14 protein-coding genes are annotated in these 17407 nt (G+C 46.2%); 11 read left to right on the top strand and 3 right to left on the bottom strand.

Annotation, left to right across the window (positions count from 1 at the left end; genetic code table 11):
* Positions 1 to 296 precede the first annotated feature (296 nt).
* The 8 genes from L3V32_RS03100 (at position 297) to L3V32_RS03065 (ending at position 9712) form a co-directional block, all read left to right on the top strand.
* A complete protein-coding gene (locus L3V32_RS03100) occupies positions 297 to 1457 on the top strand; it encodes an ABC transporter substrate-binding protein (protein ID WP_237283785.1) in 1161 nt (386 codons plus the stop codon).
* Between the two features lie 9 nt (positions 1458 to 1466).
* Positions 1467 to 3176: an ABC transporter permease gene (locus L3V32_RS03095; protein WP_237283784.1), complete on the top strand. Its 1710-nt coding sequence runs from the start codon at positions 1467 to 1469 to the stop codon at positions 3174 to 3176.
* Entirely contained in the window at positions 3142 to 3789 is a 648-nt protein-coding gene (locus L3V32_RS03090) for an ATP-binding cassette domain-containing protein (protein ID WP_152812384.1), read from the top strand. Before L3V32_RS03095 ends, L3V32_RS03090 begins: the two co-directional genes overlap by 35 nt.
* Positions 3782 to 4393, top strand: coding sequence for a CDP-alcohol phosphatidyltransferase family protein (locus L3V32_RS03085; protein ID WP_053807232.1), 612 nt, complete (start codon positions 3782 to 3784; stop codon positions 4391 to 4393). Before L3V32_RS03090 ends, L3V32_RS03085 begins: the two co-directional genes overlap by 8 nt.
* 124 nt (positions 4394 to 4517) lie before the next feature.
* The gene (locus L3V32_RS03080) at positions 4518 to 4997 is read left to right on the top strand and encodes a glycine zipper 2TM domain-containing protein (RefSeq protein ID WP_237283783.1); all 480 of its coding nucleotides are present in this window, start codon (positions 4518 to 4520) and stop codon (positions 4995 to 4997) included.
* A gap of 212 nt (positions 4998 to 5209) precedes the next feature.
* A complete protein-coding gene (norR, locus tag L3V32_RS03075) occupies positions 5210 to 6739 on the top strand; it encodes a nitric oxide reductase transcriptional regulator NorR (RefSeq protein ID WP_237283782.1) in 1530 nt (509 codons plus the stop codon).
* Positions 6740 to 6913: 174 nt separating this feature from the next.
* Positions 6914 to 8575 (top strand): hydroxylamine reductase, encoded by a 1662-nt coding sequence (gene hcp / locus L3V32_RS03070; RefSeq protein ID WP_182033825.1) that lies wholly within the window; start codon positions 6914 to 6916, stop codon positions 8573 to 8575.
* A gap of 81 nt (positions 8576 to 8656) precedes the next feature.
* Positions 8657 to 9712 (top strand): hybrid-cluster NAD(P)-dependent oxidoreductase, encoded by a 1056-nt coding sequence (locus tag L3V32_RS03065; RefSeq protein WP_025628378.1) that lies wholly within the window; start codon positions 8657 to 8659, stop codon positions 9710 to 9712.
* An 89-nt stretch (positions 9713 to 9801) separates the two neighbouring features.
* Here L3V32_RS03065 and L3V32_RS03060 read toward each other — a convergent pair whose 3' ends face one another.
* The 3 genes from L3V32_RS03060 to L3V32_RS03050 form a co-directional block, all read right to left on the bottom strand.
* Complete coding sequence (locus L3V32_RS03060; protein WP_005462366.1) at positions 9802 to 10734, bottom strand: class I SAM-dependent methyltransferase; 933 nt, start codon at positions 10732 to 10734, stop codon at positions 9802 to 9804.
* A gap of 31 nt (positions 10735 to 10765) precedes the next feature.
* Entirely contained in the window at positions 10766 to 11458 is a 693-nt protein-coding gene (locus L3V32_RS03055) for a TIGR01621 family pseudouridine synthase (protein WP_005393273.1), read from the bottom strand.
* An 82-nt stretch (positions 11459 to 11540) separates the two neighbouring features.
* Positions 11541 to 12911: a sodium-dependent transporter gene (locus L3V32_RS03050; protein ID WP_237283941.1), complete on the bottom strand. Its 1371-nt coding sequence runs from the start codon at positions 12909 to 12911 to the stop codon at positions 11541 to 11543.
* A gap of 430 nt (positions 12912 to 13341) precedes the next feature.
* On the opposite strand from L3V32_RS03050, the gene cls reads away from it, so the two are divergent.
* The 3 genes from cls to L3V32_RS03035 all read left to right on the top strand — a co-directional run bounded on the left by cls (position 13342) and on the right by L3V32_RS03035 (position 17396).
* The gene (gene cls, locus L3V32_RS03045; RefSeq protein WP_005393277.1) at positions 13342 to 14796 is read left to right on the top strand and encodes a cardiolipin synthase; all 1455 of its coding nucleotides are present in this window, start codon (positions 13342 to 13344) and stop codon (positions 14794 to 14796) included.
* A 240-nt stretch (positions 14797 to 15036) separates the two neighbouring features.
* Positions 15037 to 16245, top strand: a complete 1209-nt coding sequence (locus L3V32_RS03040) for a cystathionine beta-lyase (RefSeq protein ID WP_237283781.1) — start codon at positions 15037 to 15039, stop codon at positions 16243 to 16245.
* 245 nt (positions 16246 to 16490) lie between these two features.
* On the top strand, positions 16491 to 17396 hold the full coding sequence (locus L3V32_RS03035) for a triacylglycerol lipase (RefSeq protein WP_237283940.1): 906 nt from the start codon (positions 16491 to 16493) through the stop codon (positions 17394 to 17396).
* Positions 17397 to 17407 lie beyond the last annotated feature (11 nt).

Below are 17407 nucleotides of genomic sequence, written 5' to 3'. Positions count from 1 at the left end.
TTCAGTCTTCCAAATCAACATATCGAAGTTGCTTGAGGACAATAATTTTCAATTACTTGAAAGAATATCGTCAAACAAGCGGTCCGCTCCTGTATACCTAAAACGACACCAGAATTGTCCTTTCTTCGTTTTGCTTCACATTGAGAATAATTCTTTGAATCAATGAGTGATTCCGTTTGGGATTGGCATTGATAATAGACAGAGATGGATTACTATCCTTGTAACAAAGCGGAGCGACTTGTTTAGACGTCAATAACGCCGGAAACGAGAATAAAAAGACATAACACGGAATAGATATGAAAAAGCTACTCAGTACCGTTGGCATTTTAGCCACCACTTTCGCGACATCTTCTTTTGCCAACTCATCGGTTGCTAGTGAATGGCAAAAAATCGAACAACAAGCCGACGGACAATCCGTCTACTTTCATGCTTGGGGCGGAAGCCAAGAAATTAATCGCTACATCCAGTGGGCGAGTAGAGAGCTAAAATCGCGTTATAACGTGACGCTAAACCACGTTAAAGTCACCGATATTTCTGAGACCACCACTCGACTTATCGCAGAAAAAGCCGCAGGTAAAAACAGAGGTGGCAGTGTTGATATGGTTTGGATCAATGGCGAAAACTTCAAATCAATGAAGGATAACCAATTGCTGTTTGGTCCTTTTGTTGAAGGTTTGCCAAGCTGGCAATACGTCGATAAATCATTGCCAATTGATGTGGATTTTTCAGAGCCGACTGAAGGTCTGGAAGCACCTTGGGGGGTGGGGCAATTAGTGTTTATCCATGATGAGCAAACCCTGCATAACCCTCCAAAATCATTCGCAGAAATGCTGAGTTACGCAAAAGCGTTTCCAAATCGCCTAACTTACCCTCGCCCACCAGAGTTTCATGGTACAAGCTTTATTAAAGCACTGTTGATTGAGTTGACCAACAACGATCCCGCTTTACAAAAACCAGTCACTGGTGAAACATTTGAGCAAATCACTCAACCGCTGTGGGCTTATCTAGATGAGTTCCATAAAGTCGCTTGGCGCGGTGGTAAACAGTTCCCAGGCGGTACAGCAGAAACCCTTCAACTACTAGATGATGGTCAGACTGACCTGGCAATTACCTTTAACCCGAACGCGGTTTTCTCTGCTCAGTCGAGCGGTAACCTTGCAGAAACCACCAAAGCGTATGCGATGGACGCAGGTGCACTCTCAAACATTCACTTCTTAGCGATTCCTTGGAACGCAAATGCCAGTGCCGGTGCGCAAGTTGCGATAAACTTTTTATTGAGCCCTGAAGCACAATCTCGCAAAGGTAACCTTAACATCTGGGGCGATCCTTCAGTGCTAAGCAGCCAATACCTAACAGGTTCGGCTAAACATACTCAACAATTCAAATCTATCGCTGAGCCGCATCCAAGTTGGCAATCTGCCTTAGAAAAAGAATGGTTGAAACGCTACGGGAATTAATAAGAGCCCATGTTAAGAGCGCTATATTTAGTCATTATCGCAGTTTGTATTTTGCCTACCATTCCGGGACTACTCGGAGTGGTGGTCTCTGCGCTCGGTTATGTACCTCCTATCGGCTTGCACCACTTTTCTTTAGATGGCTTTAACGCTGTTTTTGATTGGGAGGGTGTTTGGACATCCATCGGGCTTACTTTCTACTCTGCCATTTTCAGTAGTTACTTGGCTTGCTTGATCACATTTGCGATTTTGCAAGCATCGTGGGGCAGCAAGTTTTGGCGAAAAATTGAAGTAAGCCTCTCGCCACTTCTTGCCATGCCGCACGTAGCGTTTGCGATTGGCTTTGCGTTCTTGTTTGCCCCAACTGGTATGGGCGTTAGGGTTCTCAACCAACTGTTTGGTTACGATCCCAATGCGCAAACGGTGAATGACTTAGCATTGCTGATTAAAGCTCCGCATGCACTCGGTTTGATCATCATGCTTGCGATTAAAGAAGTGCCGTTTTTATTGTTGATGAGTATTCCAATTCTTCAGCAATTGAAAGTCGATAAGATTGAAAAAGTCAGTCATTCGATGGGCTACAGTTCGGCGCAAGCGTGGTGGAAATGCGTGTTCCCACAATGGATAGCAAAACTGCGCTTTCCAATGCTGGCGGTATTGGCTTACAGCTTGTCGGTTGTCGATGTTGCATTGATTATTGGCCCTACCAACCCACCAACGTTTGCGGTTTTGGTATGGCAGTGGTTTAACGACCCAGATTTATCACTTCTACCAAGAGCTGCCGCAGGCGCGGTCGTGTTGTTTTCGATCGCTAGCCTTTTGATTGGATTTGCACGCTTGATGGAATGGTGTATTACCAAAGGCTTCAAACGCTGGCAGTACTCTGGTCGAAACGGGTTTCGTTTACCCGGTAAGACCCTGTTTTCACTGATTGCGCTACTCGCACTTCTAATGATTCCACTCATGGTGGTGTGGAGCTTTGCTCAACGCTGGCGCTTTCCAGATTTACTACCGAGCCGCTACAGCCTGCGATTTTGGGAATATGAGTGGCACAGCATTCTTGGCACACTGGAGCAGAGCATGCTGATTGCCGTTATCAGCGCGACCATCGCTCTAGCCCTTGCCTTGATCGCACACGAGTATCGCCTTCGTTATCGCTGGCAGGTGCCCGGTTACATCATCGCCATCCCAATGCTGATTCCTCAGCTATCCGTGCTATTCGGTATGCAAGTAGTAACGCTGTACTTAAACAGTAACGCGTATTTCTTTTGGGTATGCTGGGCGCATGTGTTCTTCGCATTCCCATTTATTTACCTCTCGCTAGACGGTCCGTGGCGCAGCTTCGACAATGGGTTAACTCGAGTCGCACTCAGCTTGGGTAAATCACCGATGCAAGCTTGGTTAAAAGTGAAACTGCCAATTTTACTACCTGCGATTGCATTCGCATGGGCTGTCGGTATTAGCGTAAGTCTGGCGCAATACCTGCCGACATTGGTGCTAGGGGCTGGGCGCATCAGCACCATTACAACCGAAGCCGTTGCGCTATCCAGTGGTTTTGACCGACGTGTCACCGCGATTTACGCCATTTGGCAAGCTCTGCTGCCATTCTTGTTCTTCTCTTTTGCGATACTACTAAGCCGATTACATGTGAAGTATCGCCGCTTGTCTATAAAAGGTTTACTACTGAATGAGTCTTTGTCTCGAAAACCTCGCCATCCGTAAAACCAATGGCGACACGCTTTTCTCAGCGTTCAACATGACCGTAGAGAAAGGTGAAATTGTTACTCTGATGGGACCAAGCGGTTGTGGTAAATCCACTTTGTTGGATGCCATTGCTGGACATCTCTCCGCCGAGTTCAACTACTCTGGATCCATTACGCTTGATAACGAAAAGTTGGATGCCCTCCCTGCCCATAAGCGTCAGGTCGGTATTCTATTCCAAGACGATTTGCTCTTCCCTCACTTGACGGTGTGGGAGAACCTTGCCTTCGCGCTACCAAACTCAATCAAAGGTGAGGAGCGTAAAGCACACGCCATGCAAGCACTGAAGAACATTGCATTGACCAAACTTGCCGAATCCTTCCCAGATCAAATCTCCGGAGGACAACGCGCCCGTATCTCATTGACTCGTATGCTGCTGGCAAAGCCGAAAGTTGCGCTACTTGATGAACCCTATAGCAAGTTGGATAAAGACCTGCGTGTACAATTTCGCAATTGGGTGGTCGAACAATTACAGCAAGCGAACATCCCTACTTTGATGGTAACGCACGATGAGGATGATATTCCTAATGGCAGCCGCTGCCTAAATTGGCCGTGGGAGACAAACCATGCTTGATAGCCTGAGTATAAAGCTCATCCGCAAACCGCTGGCCATCAGTGCGACATACCTCGATAAATGTGGCATCACCGCAAATCAGACGACAGTATTTGGTTTTGTGCTTGGCTGTTTTGCCCTACCGGCTTTGATCGCCGAACAGTACTTGTTGGCGTTGCTGTTTATTTTGCTGAACAGAATCTGTGATGGATTAGACGGCGCACTGGCGAGAATTCAAGGCATTACCGATGCGGGTGGTTTTCTCGATATCAGCTTGGATTTTCTGTTCTATTCCCTGATTCCTTTTGGTTTTGTGTTGGCAAATCCAGAACAAAATGCCATTGCAGGGGCATTTTTGATTTTTTCCTTTGTCGGGACGGGAAGCAGCTTTTTGGCTTTTGCCATCATGGCAGGCAAACAAGGCATCGATAATCCAGTGTATAAACACAAATCTCTCTACTACATGAGCGGTTTAACCGAAGGTACTGAAACCATTGGTTGTTTGGTGCTATTTTGTTTGTTACCGCAACACTTTGCCGTCATTGCTTATATCTTTGGTGCAGCGTGTTGGTTTACCACCTTCACACGTATTTACTCTGGGTTTCATACGCTTAAAGGCCATTAAACCACTTAGCAGTTCACGTTGTCTTGAGAGAACAGCCGCTAAGTCACTGTTTTATAAAACACTAAAGCACACATTAAATTGGGGTATATACTCTTTGGATGGAGAGAAATCATTCGGAGGCTATATGAAAAAATACGTCGAGCTAGGTATGCTGCTCATCATGTCTTGTATTGTTATGCTTAGCGGCTGTACCTCACCTAACCCGTACGGAGATGCATACGGCTCTTCAGACACGCGCAAAGTTCAGCAGGTTTACTACGGAACGATAGAAAAAGTTGAACCAGTAACCATTGATGCCTCTACCCAATCCAACGCCATAGGCACAATCGCTGGTGCCGCCGTGGGTGGTATATTAGGCTCAAAAGTCGGGGGCGGCTCTGGCTCGGATATCGCAGCCATTGGTGGGGGTCTGCTGGGTGGTTATGCCGGCAGTAAAGCCGCTGAAGCAACCGCGAAACGAAATGGTGTGAATCTTACTATTCGCTTAGAGGATGGAAAAATAATCTCTGTCGTTCAAGAAGCAAACCCAAACATGATTTTTCAGCCAGGCCAAGCCGTTCAAATCAACATGTCTGGCAATGAAGCAAGGGTTGTTCCTCGCTAATTTGAACACAGTTACTCCTTTCCATTGGTCTGCTGTTTTGGTTCAAAGAGCTTAATCCGCGCAAGCGTACGTTGCTTACTCATCGGCTTGCGCGATTCTATTTGTATCAAGTTTGATCGTCGTCAATGGAACATCAAACTCCCACACCTTTCGATGTTCAAATGACATCAAGTTGCTAGCATGAGCCCATTCCAGATAACTTTGGGCTTGTTATGACTCCGACTGTTGACCACGTACTCCTTAATATCGCGCTAAACCTCAGCTCTAATCGCTCTCACGAACAGCAATATCAAAACCTCATTGATGGGGTCGCGCAAGTATTCCCATGTGATGCTAGTTGCCTGTTTATCTTCGATGAGGATGGGTTTCTGACTCCTGTCGCGGTAAAAGGCTTATCCAGCTCGGTCTTAGGTCGTCGCTATTTCCCCAAAGCGCATCCACGCTTAGATGCCATTATTCATAGCCGCGAACCGGTGCGTTTCGATGCCGATTGTTCACTGCCTGATCCTTTTGACGGCACACTATTAACCGAAGACCAGTGCATTGATGTTCACGATTGCATGGGCTTTAGCTTGTATGTAGAAGGCCAACTTGTTGGCGCACTAACTATGGATGCTCTAACGGTGGGCGCGTTTGATGACATTGACCCTGTCGCTATCGAAACCTTTGCGGCTTTGACCGCTGCGACATTGCGTAACATTGCTCAATTAAAAGCACTCAAAGCGCAAAACCAGAAGCAAAAAAGCGTCACTCAAACCCTTATCCAGCAAGCCCGTTCTCAACATGGCGAAATGGTGGGTTTGAGTCCGCAGATTAACCAGTTACGAAGCAACATTGCGACCGTTGCTCAATCAGATTACGCGGTACTTATCACAGGAGAGACCGGTACTGGTAAAGAACTGGTCGCGCACTCGGTGCACGCGCAATCTCATCGTAGCGATAAGCCGATGATCTACGTAAACTGTGCAGCCCTGCCTGAAGGGTTGGCAGAGAGTGAACTGTTTGGTCATGTCAAAGGCGCATTCACTGGAGCCAATAGCCACCGCGCCGGTAAGTTTGAACTGGCAGACGGCGGAACTATCTTCCTCGATGAAGTGGGCGAACTGCCTTTGATTTTACAGGCAAAATTGCTGCGCGTAATTCAGCAAGGCGAGCTGCAACGTGTGGGTAGCGATCAGCATTTGATGGTCAATGTGCGCATCATCGCCGCGACCAATCGACAACTAGAAAAAGAGGTCGAAGCTGGCGTATTTCGAGCAGACCTCTTCCACCGTTTGAACGTGTTCCCAATCCAAGTCCCCCCACTGCGTGCCCGTGACGGTGATATTCCCGTTTTAGCAGGATACCTGTTAGAAAAAGTACGCCAACAATTTAATGCGCCCAATCTGCACGTTCATCCTAAGGTGTTGACTCAACTGGAGTCTTTGCCTTGGTACGGAAACGTACGCGAGCTCGAACACACTTTAACTCGCGCGGCTTTACACGCCATTCAACAAGGCGCGAGCACAATCATGCTTAACCATTTCGACACCTCATTGGCTCTCGATGATGTAAAAAACACATCGCATTATCTGCCTAAAGAAAGCCAACCAATGCGGGAGCTGATAGAAAGCTATCAGCGTGATTTAATTGAACATGCTTTGAGCCAAACTGGTGGCGTTTGGGCAAAAGCAGCGGAGTTTTTACAAATGGATCGCGGGAACTTATATCGAATGGGTAAAAAGCTCGGGATCAATAAATAACCAACCACAAGAAGCCGATGTAATTAAGACATCAACTGCGTTGTCTTAATTACATCAACCACTCATCTAAAAACGATAAAATTAAATATAAATCAATAAGATAACAATTGGCACGCATTCTGCTCTCTAGTGGTCAACATCACGACTATTAAAATAATCACTGGAGAACCCAATATGTTCTGTATTCAATGTGAACAGACAATTCAAACCCCTGCTGTTAAAGGTTGTTCTTTTGCACAAGGCATGTGTGGCAAAACTTCTGAAGTATCAGACCTACAAGACGTGTTGGTTTACACACTGCAAGGGGTTTCTTTTTGGGCATCAAAAGCACTTGAATTCAATATCATTAACGATGAAATCAACCAATGGGCACCAAAAGCATTTTTCTCTACATTGACGAACGTAAACTTCGACCCTGAACGCATCTTAGAGTTAACTTCTCAAGCTGCAACGTACAAAGCATTGCTAAAAGAACAAGTGATGTCTGCCGCCACGCTCGCCGATACCGAAGTTGCTGACATTCCTGCGGTTGCTCACTTTGAGCTGCCAAACAGTGCAGAAGCAATCCTGGCATTTGCTCCTCAAGTCGCGGTTAACCGTGGTAAAGACCAACTGCATGAAGACGTAATTGGCCTACGCCTACTTTGCCTATACGGCCTTAAAGGTGCCGCAGCGTACATGGAGCACGCACGTGTTCTTGAGCAAACCAACAACGATATCTATGCCGAATACCATGAAATCATGGCGTGGTTAGGTACTGATCCTGAAGATCTCGGTGAACTACTTGATTGCTCAATGCGCATTGGCCTGATGAACTACAAAGTGATGGAAATGCTTGACCAAGGTGAAACAACGACCTTCGGTCATCCAGAACCAACCACGGTGAACGTCAAGCCAGTAAAAGGCAAATGTATTCTTGTTTCTGGCCATGATTTGCATGACCTAGAAAAAATCTTGCAACAGACTGAAGGCAAAGGCATTAACGTTTACACCAACGGCGAAATGCTGCCTGCACACGGCTACCCTGAGCTGAAGAAATACCCTCATCTTGTCGGCAACTACGGTAGCGCATGGCAAAACCAACAGAAAGAATTCGCAAACTTCCCTGGCGCAATCGTAATGACGTCAAACTGCTTGTTGAATCCAAATGTGGGTCAATACGCAGACCGTCTATTCACCCGTAGTATTGTTGGCTGGCCTGGTGTGGCTCACATCGAAGGCGATGATTTTAGCCAAGTGATTGAATGTGCCCTAGCGCAAGACGGTTTCCAACACGATGAAATCGAACACCACATCACGGTTGGTTTTGGGCGCAATGCACTGATGAACGCCGCCCCTGCGGTTATCGACCAAGTGAAGCAAGGTAACATCAAGCACTTCTTCCTAGTCGGCGGTTGTGACGGCGATAAAGCGGAACGCAGCTACTACACCGATTTTACGGCTGAAGCGCCAGAAGATACGCTAATCCTGACGTTGGCGTGTGGTAAGTTCCGCTTCAACAAGAATACGTTTGGCGATATCAACGGCATCCCTCGCCTATTGGATGTGGGCCAATGTAACGATGCTTACTCTGCAATCCAGCTTGCACTTGCACTGGCGAAAGAGTTTGACTGTGACATCAATGAACTGCCACTCACACTTGTGCTTTCTTGGTTCGAGCAAAAAGCGATCGTTATCTTGCTAACGCTATTTGCATTGGGCGTGAAAGGCATTTACACAGGCCCTACTGCACCAGCATTCCTAACGCCAAACCTAATCGCCATCATCCAAGAGAAGTTCGATATGCGCAGTATTGGCAATGTTCAGGATGATCTAAAAGCCATCCTAGCAGCTTAATAAACTTGCTTGTTACGCGCCTCCTTACGCGGAGGCGTTATCTATTTCAAACTAAAAATAGCCACAACCAAAGAGATTGTTATGTTTTTTGAATGGCAAGGTAACCAACCCGTCACACTCCGTTGCATCGACAAATACTTCGAAACACACGACACCGTTAGCATTAAGTTGGCTGAACTAACCGAGTCACTTCTGTTTCAGTTTAAGCCTGGCCAGTTTATTAACTTGGGCGTCGAAATTGATGGAAAAATGGAGTTTCGCGCCTATTCAATCAGCTCTATCAATGAAGACGATCACCTTCAACTCACCATCAAACGAGTATCTGGCGGTAAAGTATCGAACTACATCGTTGACTCGCTGCTGCTCGGTGATACCGTTCAAGCATTACCACCAGCGGGCGAATTTAACTGCATTGACCATCCACCCGTTTTACGTGATGGCGAAACAAAAGCCTTGCTTATCAGTGCAGGTTGCGGCGTCACGCCCGTATTTTCGATGGCAAAACACTGGCTGAGTAATCAAGATGAAAACGACAACGATGTGGACATCGCATTTCTTCATATCGCACGCAGCCCAGAAGAGACGATTTACTACGATCAGCTAGAAACGTTCGACGCTGTGTATCCCAACTTCCATTTAAAGCTGTTGCTGAAAAACCGCGAAGGAACGTCACACCCACAAGGTCGTTTGAATGCCGACTGGCTTAAAGAGCTTGTTCCTGATTTCAAGCAACGCACCGTTTACCTGTGTGGTCCAAGTCAGTTCATGCAAGATGTTCACGGCTATTTGAATGACCTTGGTTTTGACATGACGAACTTCTACCAAGAGAGTTTTACGCCTGCGACCGGCGCAGAAACATCGGTCTCCGATGAAGTTGTTCGTGTTTCTGTTCCCGACTTTGCTCAAACCATCGATGCGCAAAAAGGTCAGGTACTGGCCGATGTGCTTGAAGGCGCAGGTTTACCATTAATCGTCGCTTGTCGTAGCGGCATTTGTGGCTCGTGCAAATGCAAGGTTCGTCAAGGCAACGTCTCTTCCACCAGCCTAGAAACATTAACGCCAGAAGAAATTGAACAAGGCTATGTGCTCGCCTGCTCATCAACCATCAAAGCGGATCTTGAAGTGCAGATAGGTTAGTTTTCCAAATACAAAAAGCGCCGCGATACGTCTGTCTAGTTGTTTCGCGGCGCTTTTTTTGATGTTACTTCTGTTGCAACAAAAGTCTTTTAGCTAAACAACAACACTTTCAATGCTGCTTCGCTGTCTACGTCCATAAACTCTGGTGGGTTATCCAGACGCTCACGGAATGTCAACTCTGGCGCTTCTTCTTTCATGCTTTCAATCAAGAAGTCGCTTGTCACAGATGGCGAGTTCACACATGCCATCACTTGACCGCCTTCTGCCAACAAATCCGGCAATCGACGTAGAATCTTTTTGTAATCTTTCGTCAGCGCAAAGCTGCCTTTCTGGAATGAAGGCGGATCGATGATAATCAAGTCATACTGACCAGATTTTTTAATCTTACCCCACGATTTAAAGATATCGTGCCCCATAAAGCTTACCTGGTTGATGTTATGACCATTTAGCTTGTGGTTCTCACGACCTTTAGACAGCGACGCTTTTGCCATGTCGACGTTAACCACTTTATCTGCGCCACCCGCAATGGCAGCGACAGAAAAGCCACACGTGTAAGCAAACAAGTTGAGCACGTTTTTATGCTTCGCATTTTCGCGAACCCAATCACGACCGTAGCGCATGTCCAAAAACAAACCGAAGTTTTGATTGCGGCCAATATCCAATTGGTATTTCAAACCGCTTTCTTCAACGACAGGGCGAGCGTCTAATTCACCGACAAGCACTTCTGAAGGCGCACCATCGGCATAACGGTGCTGAAGAACCATAGTGCGACCTTGCTTATCTGCCCACAGTTGTGATTGTGCCAACGCATTGAGGCCGCTTTTCAGCTCAGCGAGAAACGCGTCGTCGACTTCTTTAAACAAATTGATAATCAACTGACCTTGTAACCAATCACAGGTTATTTGCTCTAGGCCCTCAAAACGGCGGCCACGACCATGAAACAGTCGACGAATTTCATTCGGAGCTTGCGCGAGCTCGGTTTCTAGATGCTGAAAGAACAGCGGAAGTTGTGATGCTTGCATCGAGTTCTCTTATTAGTTTTCTTTGTGACGGTTATTTGATCGTAGGCCAGTTCAGTTCCCAAGGGGAAAGCCAAGTATCCAAACCCTGAGAGACGATTTCACTGTGCCATTTGCTACCTAGCACTTGGTATTCTCGTGGATCGCAAACAAAGCGATATTGCTCATCTCGGTATTGGAAGCAAAGTGAAAATGCATGCAGATAACCGCGATCAGCCTCATTGCCTGCATTGTAAATCGGGTCACCAACAATACCTGAGCCAACCGATTTTAATGCCACGCGGATTTGATGCGTTTTACCAGTGTGCGGCTTACATAAAAATAGGCGTTCTCCGGGCTCTGCCGCAAGAGAGAAAAACTGGGTAACGGCTGGGTTATTTTTGTTGTTGACCAGCTTCCATGATGAACGGCGCGAACGCTCCATATCACCAACGACCAAACCTTGTTTCTTTTTCGGCTTTTTAGAGCCAATCGCCAGATAGAACTTTTCCACTTGGCGGTCAGCAAAGGCTTGCGATAACGCACTGGCCGCTTTGGCGTTGCGTCCGAGGAGCAGAATACCAGATGTCATTTTATCCAAGCGATGGATAAGATAGAGCTGCTCATCACCGCTCTGCTTAGCCACTTCTTGCAGCAGCATTGTGTCGCCATCGTCTTTATGAACAGAGACGTTGGGATGCTTATTGATGATCAGAAAATCGGGATGGGTATGTAGAATATCGAACATAAAAAAACTGGCTCCACGTTTGGAGCCAGCAGTATACATAAGTTATCGGACAAAGCTATCGAGGCTTTCCCCAAGGCCTGAGCTAGAGCTTTCTAGAGAAAATACCAGCAAGACCAATGATTGCGATACCCAGCAGCATGATTTCACCTTTGCCACTGTCAAAGCCAGACTTAATCCCCATGAAGGCAACAATAGCAATCGCAACAGGAATCAGGTATTTAACTAGGTTGTACCACAATCCAAATAGCGGGAAGGCTACTTCGCCGTCATTAGTGATCTCTTTTTCTAGCTCAGCACGGCTTAGGCGCCATCCTGCAAAGATACAAACCAACATACCACCAACTGCTAAGAAGATTTTGTCCGTTAGCAAGTCGAAGATATCAAAGGCACCGGTACCGAACAGCGTTGGCCCCATTCCACCTAACGATAGTGACGCAAAGATACATAGTGCCGCCATGACAGCACTTGCAGACAGAACAGCGTTAGAGCGCTTCATGCCTTTCTCGTCGATTAGGTAAGACACGACAACTTCCAGTAATGATACAGAAGAAGTTAATGCCGCCACCGTCAAGCCGATGAAAAATAGCAACGCGAATAGCAACCCAATCACACCGCCCATTTCAGCAAATAGTTGAGGAACGACAACGAATACAAGACCAGGGCCTGCCGCAGGCTCCATGCCAAAGGCAAACATAGCCGGGAACATAGCAACACCAGCAAGAATCGCTACACCTGTATCCATCGCAGTAACCATACCGGTTGTTTGAACTAGGTTCTCTTTCTTCTTCAGGTAAGAACCGTACGTCATCATACAGCCCATACCTAAGCTAAGTGAGAAGAACGCCTGCCCTAGTGCAGCAAGAACCACATTGCTATCGACTTTAGAAAAGTCCGGCATGAATAAGAACTCAAGGCCAGCCATTGCACCTGGCAGCATCAAGCCTTTAACAGAAACAACGATTAGGATTAAGAACAAAAGCGGCATCAGAACCTTACCGGCTTTCTCAATACCACCCGAAATCCCTTTCATCACAATCATGACGTTAAGGAACAGGTAAACACCCATCCACATTAAAGGTTGAATCGGATCTGAGATGAAACCGCCAAAGCTGTCGCCAATTGCTTCTGGCGCGCTGAGTAGACCACCGCCCACTTTAAAGATGTAGGCCAATGCCCAACCACCAACCACTGGGTAGAAGCCCATGATCAAAAGACCACTGAAGACTCCCATAACGCCAGTGAACGTCCAGCGTCGGTCAGTTGTTTTGAATGCACCTACGGCAGAAAGACCTGTCTTACGACCAATAGCGAACTCTGTCAGCATCACGCTAAAGCCGATAAAAATAACAAAGATAAGGTAGATAGCAACGAATGCACCGCCGCCACTCTCACCCGCTGTGTAAGGGAATTTCCATATATTGCCTAAACCGACAGCGGAACCCGCTGCTGCCATTACGAAGCCTAGTTTAGACCCCCACGTATCACGTGGTGCTGCTGTATTAGTTGTAGCCACGCTTTTTCTCCAAAATTAGTTTGTTGTGTATGCATAGAGATAGGCGTCTAAAAAGTTTATGTAAAAATTATTGTACACTTATAAAATAAGCGTTCGACGCACTATGTCTAGAAAGTAAAGCAGCTCCCCTTTAAAATTGGAACCCCAAAAAAGTACATTTATCGCACAAGTGTCGAGTTACGCAGGTTAAATGCTGCTTTTTTGTTCAAAAGTTAAAGAATGACCTTATTTTTCACATTAAAATAACAGAATCAGCTGTTATGAAATTTGTTCCTCATATAAGGTCAATCCCACGTCTAAATGGGAAATCTATTCCCCCAACCCACTTTTATGCTTAATATCCTAGAAGGGCATATTACTCTGAGCGTATATGGACAAGTTTTATCACTTTCTTACTTTAGCTGGCATCGGGCTATATTGGTTACTGGTCGCAGGTGTGACCATTCGTGTCGTTTTAAAGCGCCGTGCAGTGAGCGTGTCTTTAGCTTGGCTAATGATCATTTATATCCTTCCCGTTCTGGGTGTCGCGTGTTATTTCCTCTTCGGTGAACTGAACTTAGGCAGAAAACGGGCCGAACGCGCAAAAGAGATGTTTACACCATTCGAGAAGTGGTTCAGTCAGTTGAACGACTGTAACGCGCACAACCCAGAAACGATGGGAAGGCACATCTACCGAATTGATGAACTTTGTAACAACCGCCTTGGTCTTCCCGCATTGAGCGGTAATACATTGTCGCTGCAACAGTCACCTAATGAGATTTTGCATTCCATTATTGAAGACATCGAAAACGCGCAGAGCAGTATTCGAATGGTATTCTACATTTGGCATCCAGGTGGTTTGGCTGACTCTGTCGCTTCTGCACTTATCCAAGCGGCTAAACGCGGCGTAGATGTCAAACTATTGCTCGATTCAGCAGGTAGTCCACGTTTTTTCAGAAGTCCTTGGTATCGAATGATGCAGGATGCTGGAATTGAAGTTATTCAAGCGCTAGAAGTGAAGATGTGGCGTATTTTCTTACGTCGTCTTGATCTTCGCCAACATCGCAAGATCATCGTAATTGATGATGAAATTGCTTATACAGGTTCAATGAACTTGGTTGACCCGGCTTACTTCAAACAAAACAGTGGCGTCGGGCATTGGGTGGACATCATGGTTCGCATTACGGGACCAACGGTAAACGTATTGAGTGCTATCCACTGTTGGGATTGGGAAGTCGAAACTGGCGAACGTCATTTACCGAGACTACCTGAATGCAAGATCGATGAGAGTGAATTCCAACACCCTATTCAGGTTGTGCCTTCTGGCCCTGGTATGCCGGAATATCTGATCTATCAAGTATTAACATTGGCAATCAACCAAGCCAATCGCTCGGTACGAATTACAACGCCATATTTCGTGCCCAATGCAGACTTACTTGAAACGTTAAAGATGACAGCACAACGAGGCATTGATGTTGAACTCATTATTCCACATAAAAATGACTCGATGATGGTGCAATGGGCGTCACGCGCGTTTTATAGTGAGCTTTTGTGTGCAGGAGTCAAAATCTATGAGTTTTATGGTGGTTTGCTGCATACGAAATCCGTCGTAATTGACGACCAATTCTGTTTAGTTGGCACCGTAAACATGGATATGCGCAGCTTGTGGCTAAACTTCGAAGTTACCCTCGCCGTTGACGACGAAGAGTTCACGAAGCAAATGTCTTGGTTACAAGATAGCTATATTAAGCAATCTCACACTGTTGTATTGGAAGAATGGGAGAAAAGAAGCCTATTTTCTCGATTCTTAGAGCGAGTGTTCTATCTCTTCAATCCACTCCTCTAATACCTCAAATACACCGACTAAAAAGCCTCCAGCGCTTCAAGCGTCTTGCTGGAGGTTTGTTCTACTTACGTTTTCCACCTTAGCGATACACTCTAAGCCTACAACTCAACCTTTCAGCTTTGACGCCTTCACTCGATAATCTCGGCTATTATTGGGTGATAGTTGACTTTTCCCTTGCAAACGTTATGTCGTCCATGTTTTAAATAATCAAAATCGTAATATTTAAGACAGGGAACTTTTATGTCAGAGGGCAAAAAAACCAAGCTAATTACCGCTGGCCGCGATAAAAAGTGGACAAACGGTGTTGTAAACCCACCCGTTCAACGCGCTTCAACTGTGGTATTCAATACCGTTGCAGAAAAGAACCAAGCCACCATTAATCGTGCAAACAAAACGTTGTTTTATGGTCGCCGAGGCACCAACACGCACTTTGCTTTCCAAGACGCAATGGTTGAGATTGAAGGTGGAGCTGGTTGCGCGCTTTACCCTTGTGGAACGGCAGCAATTTCAAACGCCATCCTCTCTTTCGTTGAAACTGGCGATCACATTCTAATGGTGGACACTTGTTACGAACCAACTCGTGACTTTTGTAACACCATCATGAAGAAGATGGGCATCGAAACTACCTATTATGACCCAATGATCGGTGAAGGTATCCGAGACTTAATTCAGCCGAATACCAAAGTCCTTTTCCTAGAATCTCCGGGGTCAGTCACAATGGAGGTGCAGGACGTACCAACATTGGCGCGCATTGCTCACGAGCACGATATTATTGTGATGCTTGACAACACATGGGGAGCTGGCGTGAACTTCTCACCATTTGAACATGGTGTCGATATTTCCATTCAAGCCGCCACCAAATACATAGTTGGTCACTCTGATGTAATGTTAGGTACAGCCGTAGCTTCCGAAAAATACTGGCCCCAACTGCGTGAACAAAGCTACTTGATGGGTCAGTGCGTTTCTCCTGACGACGCATACCTAGGCCTTCGTGGTATTCGCACGCTGGATGTTCGCCTAAGACAACACGCAGAAAGTAGCTTGAAAGTCGCCAAGTGGCTAGCTTCTCGTCCGGAAGTTGATCATGTCCGCCATCCAGCTTTGGAATCATGCCCTGGGCATGAGTTTTTCAAACGCGATTTCACTGGCGGAAACGGCTTATTTTCGTTTGTCCTCAAAACGTCTTATCCAAAAGCGACGACGGCTCTGCTTGACGGTATGAAACACTTCAGTATGGGTTATTCTTGGGGCGGGTATGAAAGCCTCATTCTAGCTAACGAACCAAAGAGCTTTAACAGCTTGAGAACCGTAGCGCACCCACACTTTGAGGGCACTTTAGTTCGTATTCATATTGGCTTAGAAGACGTGGATGACTTGCTCGCCGATCTAGAGGCTGGTTTTGCACGCTATAACGCGTTAATTTTAGAAAAAGAAGTCTCTCTAAAATAGTAATTGAATCGCCCTGCTTCGCGGGGCATTTTTATAACTCGCTGACTTAATTAGAATTACCTAACATTCCCACCACCTATTCGTTAATGTTAATCATTTGTGTTGTTTTTCAATTGAGCAGTCACAGAATGAAATAATGTGCCACAAATAGGCTTTCCAAATTTAGAGTTTCTCTCCTACTTTTTATCATTCATAAGAGGTCATACCACAAGGAGATAGTTTTGAAACTCAAATTCATAGCGCTAATGCTTTTTACCTTAATTACCGTCCCAATAACCACCGTACACGCCGCAACGGGTTATACCCAAACCAAGTATCCGATTGTTCTGGTTCATGGATTATTTGGTTTTGATACCCTCGCAGGCGTAGATTACTTTTTCGGAATACCACATTCCTTAACGAAAGACGGCGCTAAAGTTTATGTAGCGCAGGTATCCGCGACCAACAGCAGCGAAGTTCGAGGGGAGCAACTGCTTGCTCAAGTAGAAACCTTACTTGCTGCAACAGGCGCAGAGAAAGTCAATCTCATCGGTCACAGTCATGGTGGTCCAACAACGCGCTACGTCGCCTCTGTCCGTCCTGACCTAGTCGCATCAGTTACGAGTATCGGTGGCGTTAATAAAGGGTCTAAAGTGGCAGATTTAGTTCGTGGCACCGTATCTGAGGGCTCTGGTAGCGAGCAGCTCGCGGTAAAACTGGCGCAAGGCTTAACCACTCTTATTAATCTTCTATCAGGCGGTTCTGATCTCGACCAAGACCCTTTGGCCTCATTAGCAGCCTTGACCACGGAAGGATCATTGGCGTTTAACCAGCACTACCCAGAGGGAGTGCCTACTAGCGAATGTGGTAATGGCGACTGGCTAGCTTCAAATGGCGTTTATTACTACTCATGGACCGGATCATCCACTTTTACAAACGTTTTCGATCCGACTGACGCTGCCATGATGGTACTTGGCTTAGCCTTTGATGGGCCGAATGATGGCTTAGTTGGTGCGTGCAGCACACATTTAGGCAAAGTCATACGTGATGATTATCAAATGAACCATTTGGATGAAATTAACGGTCTACTCGGTATTCATCATCTTTTTGAAACCGATCCAGTCACGCTTTATCGCCAACATGCAAATCGTCTCAAACTTCAAGGTTTATAAGAGGTCATCAC

Source organism: Vibrio sp. J2-4 (assembly GCF_021728155.1).
In the GTDB taxonomy this organism is placed as follows: Bacteria; Pseudomonadota; Gammaproteobacteria; order Enterobacterales; family Vibrionaceae; genus Vibrio; species Vibrio diabolicus.
Note: the sequence above shows the minus strand (reverse complement) of the source record. Positions and strands in the feature narration are given on the sequence as shown.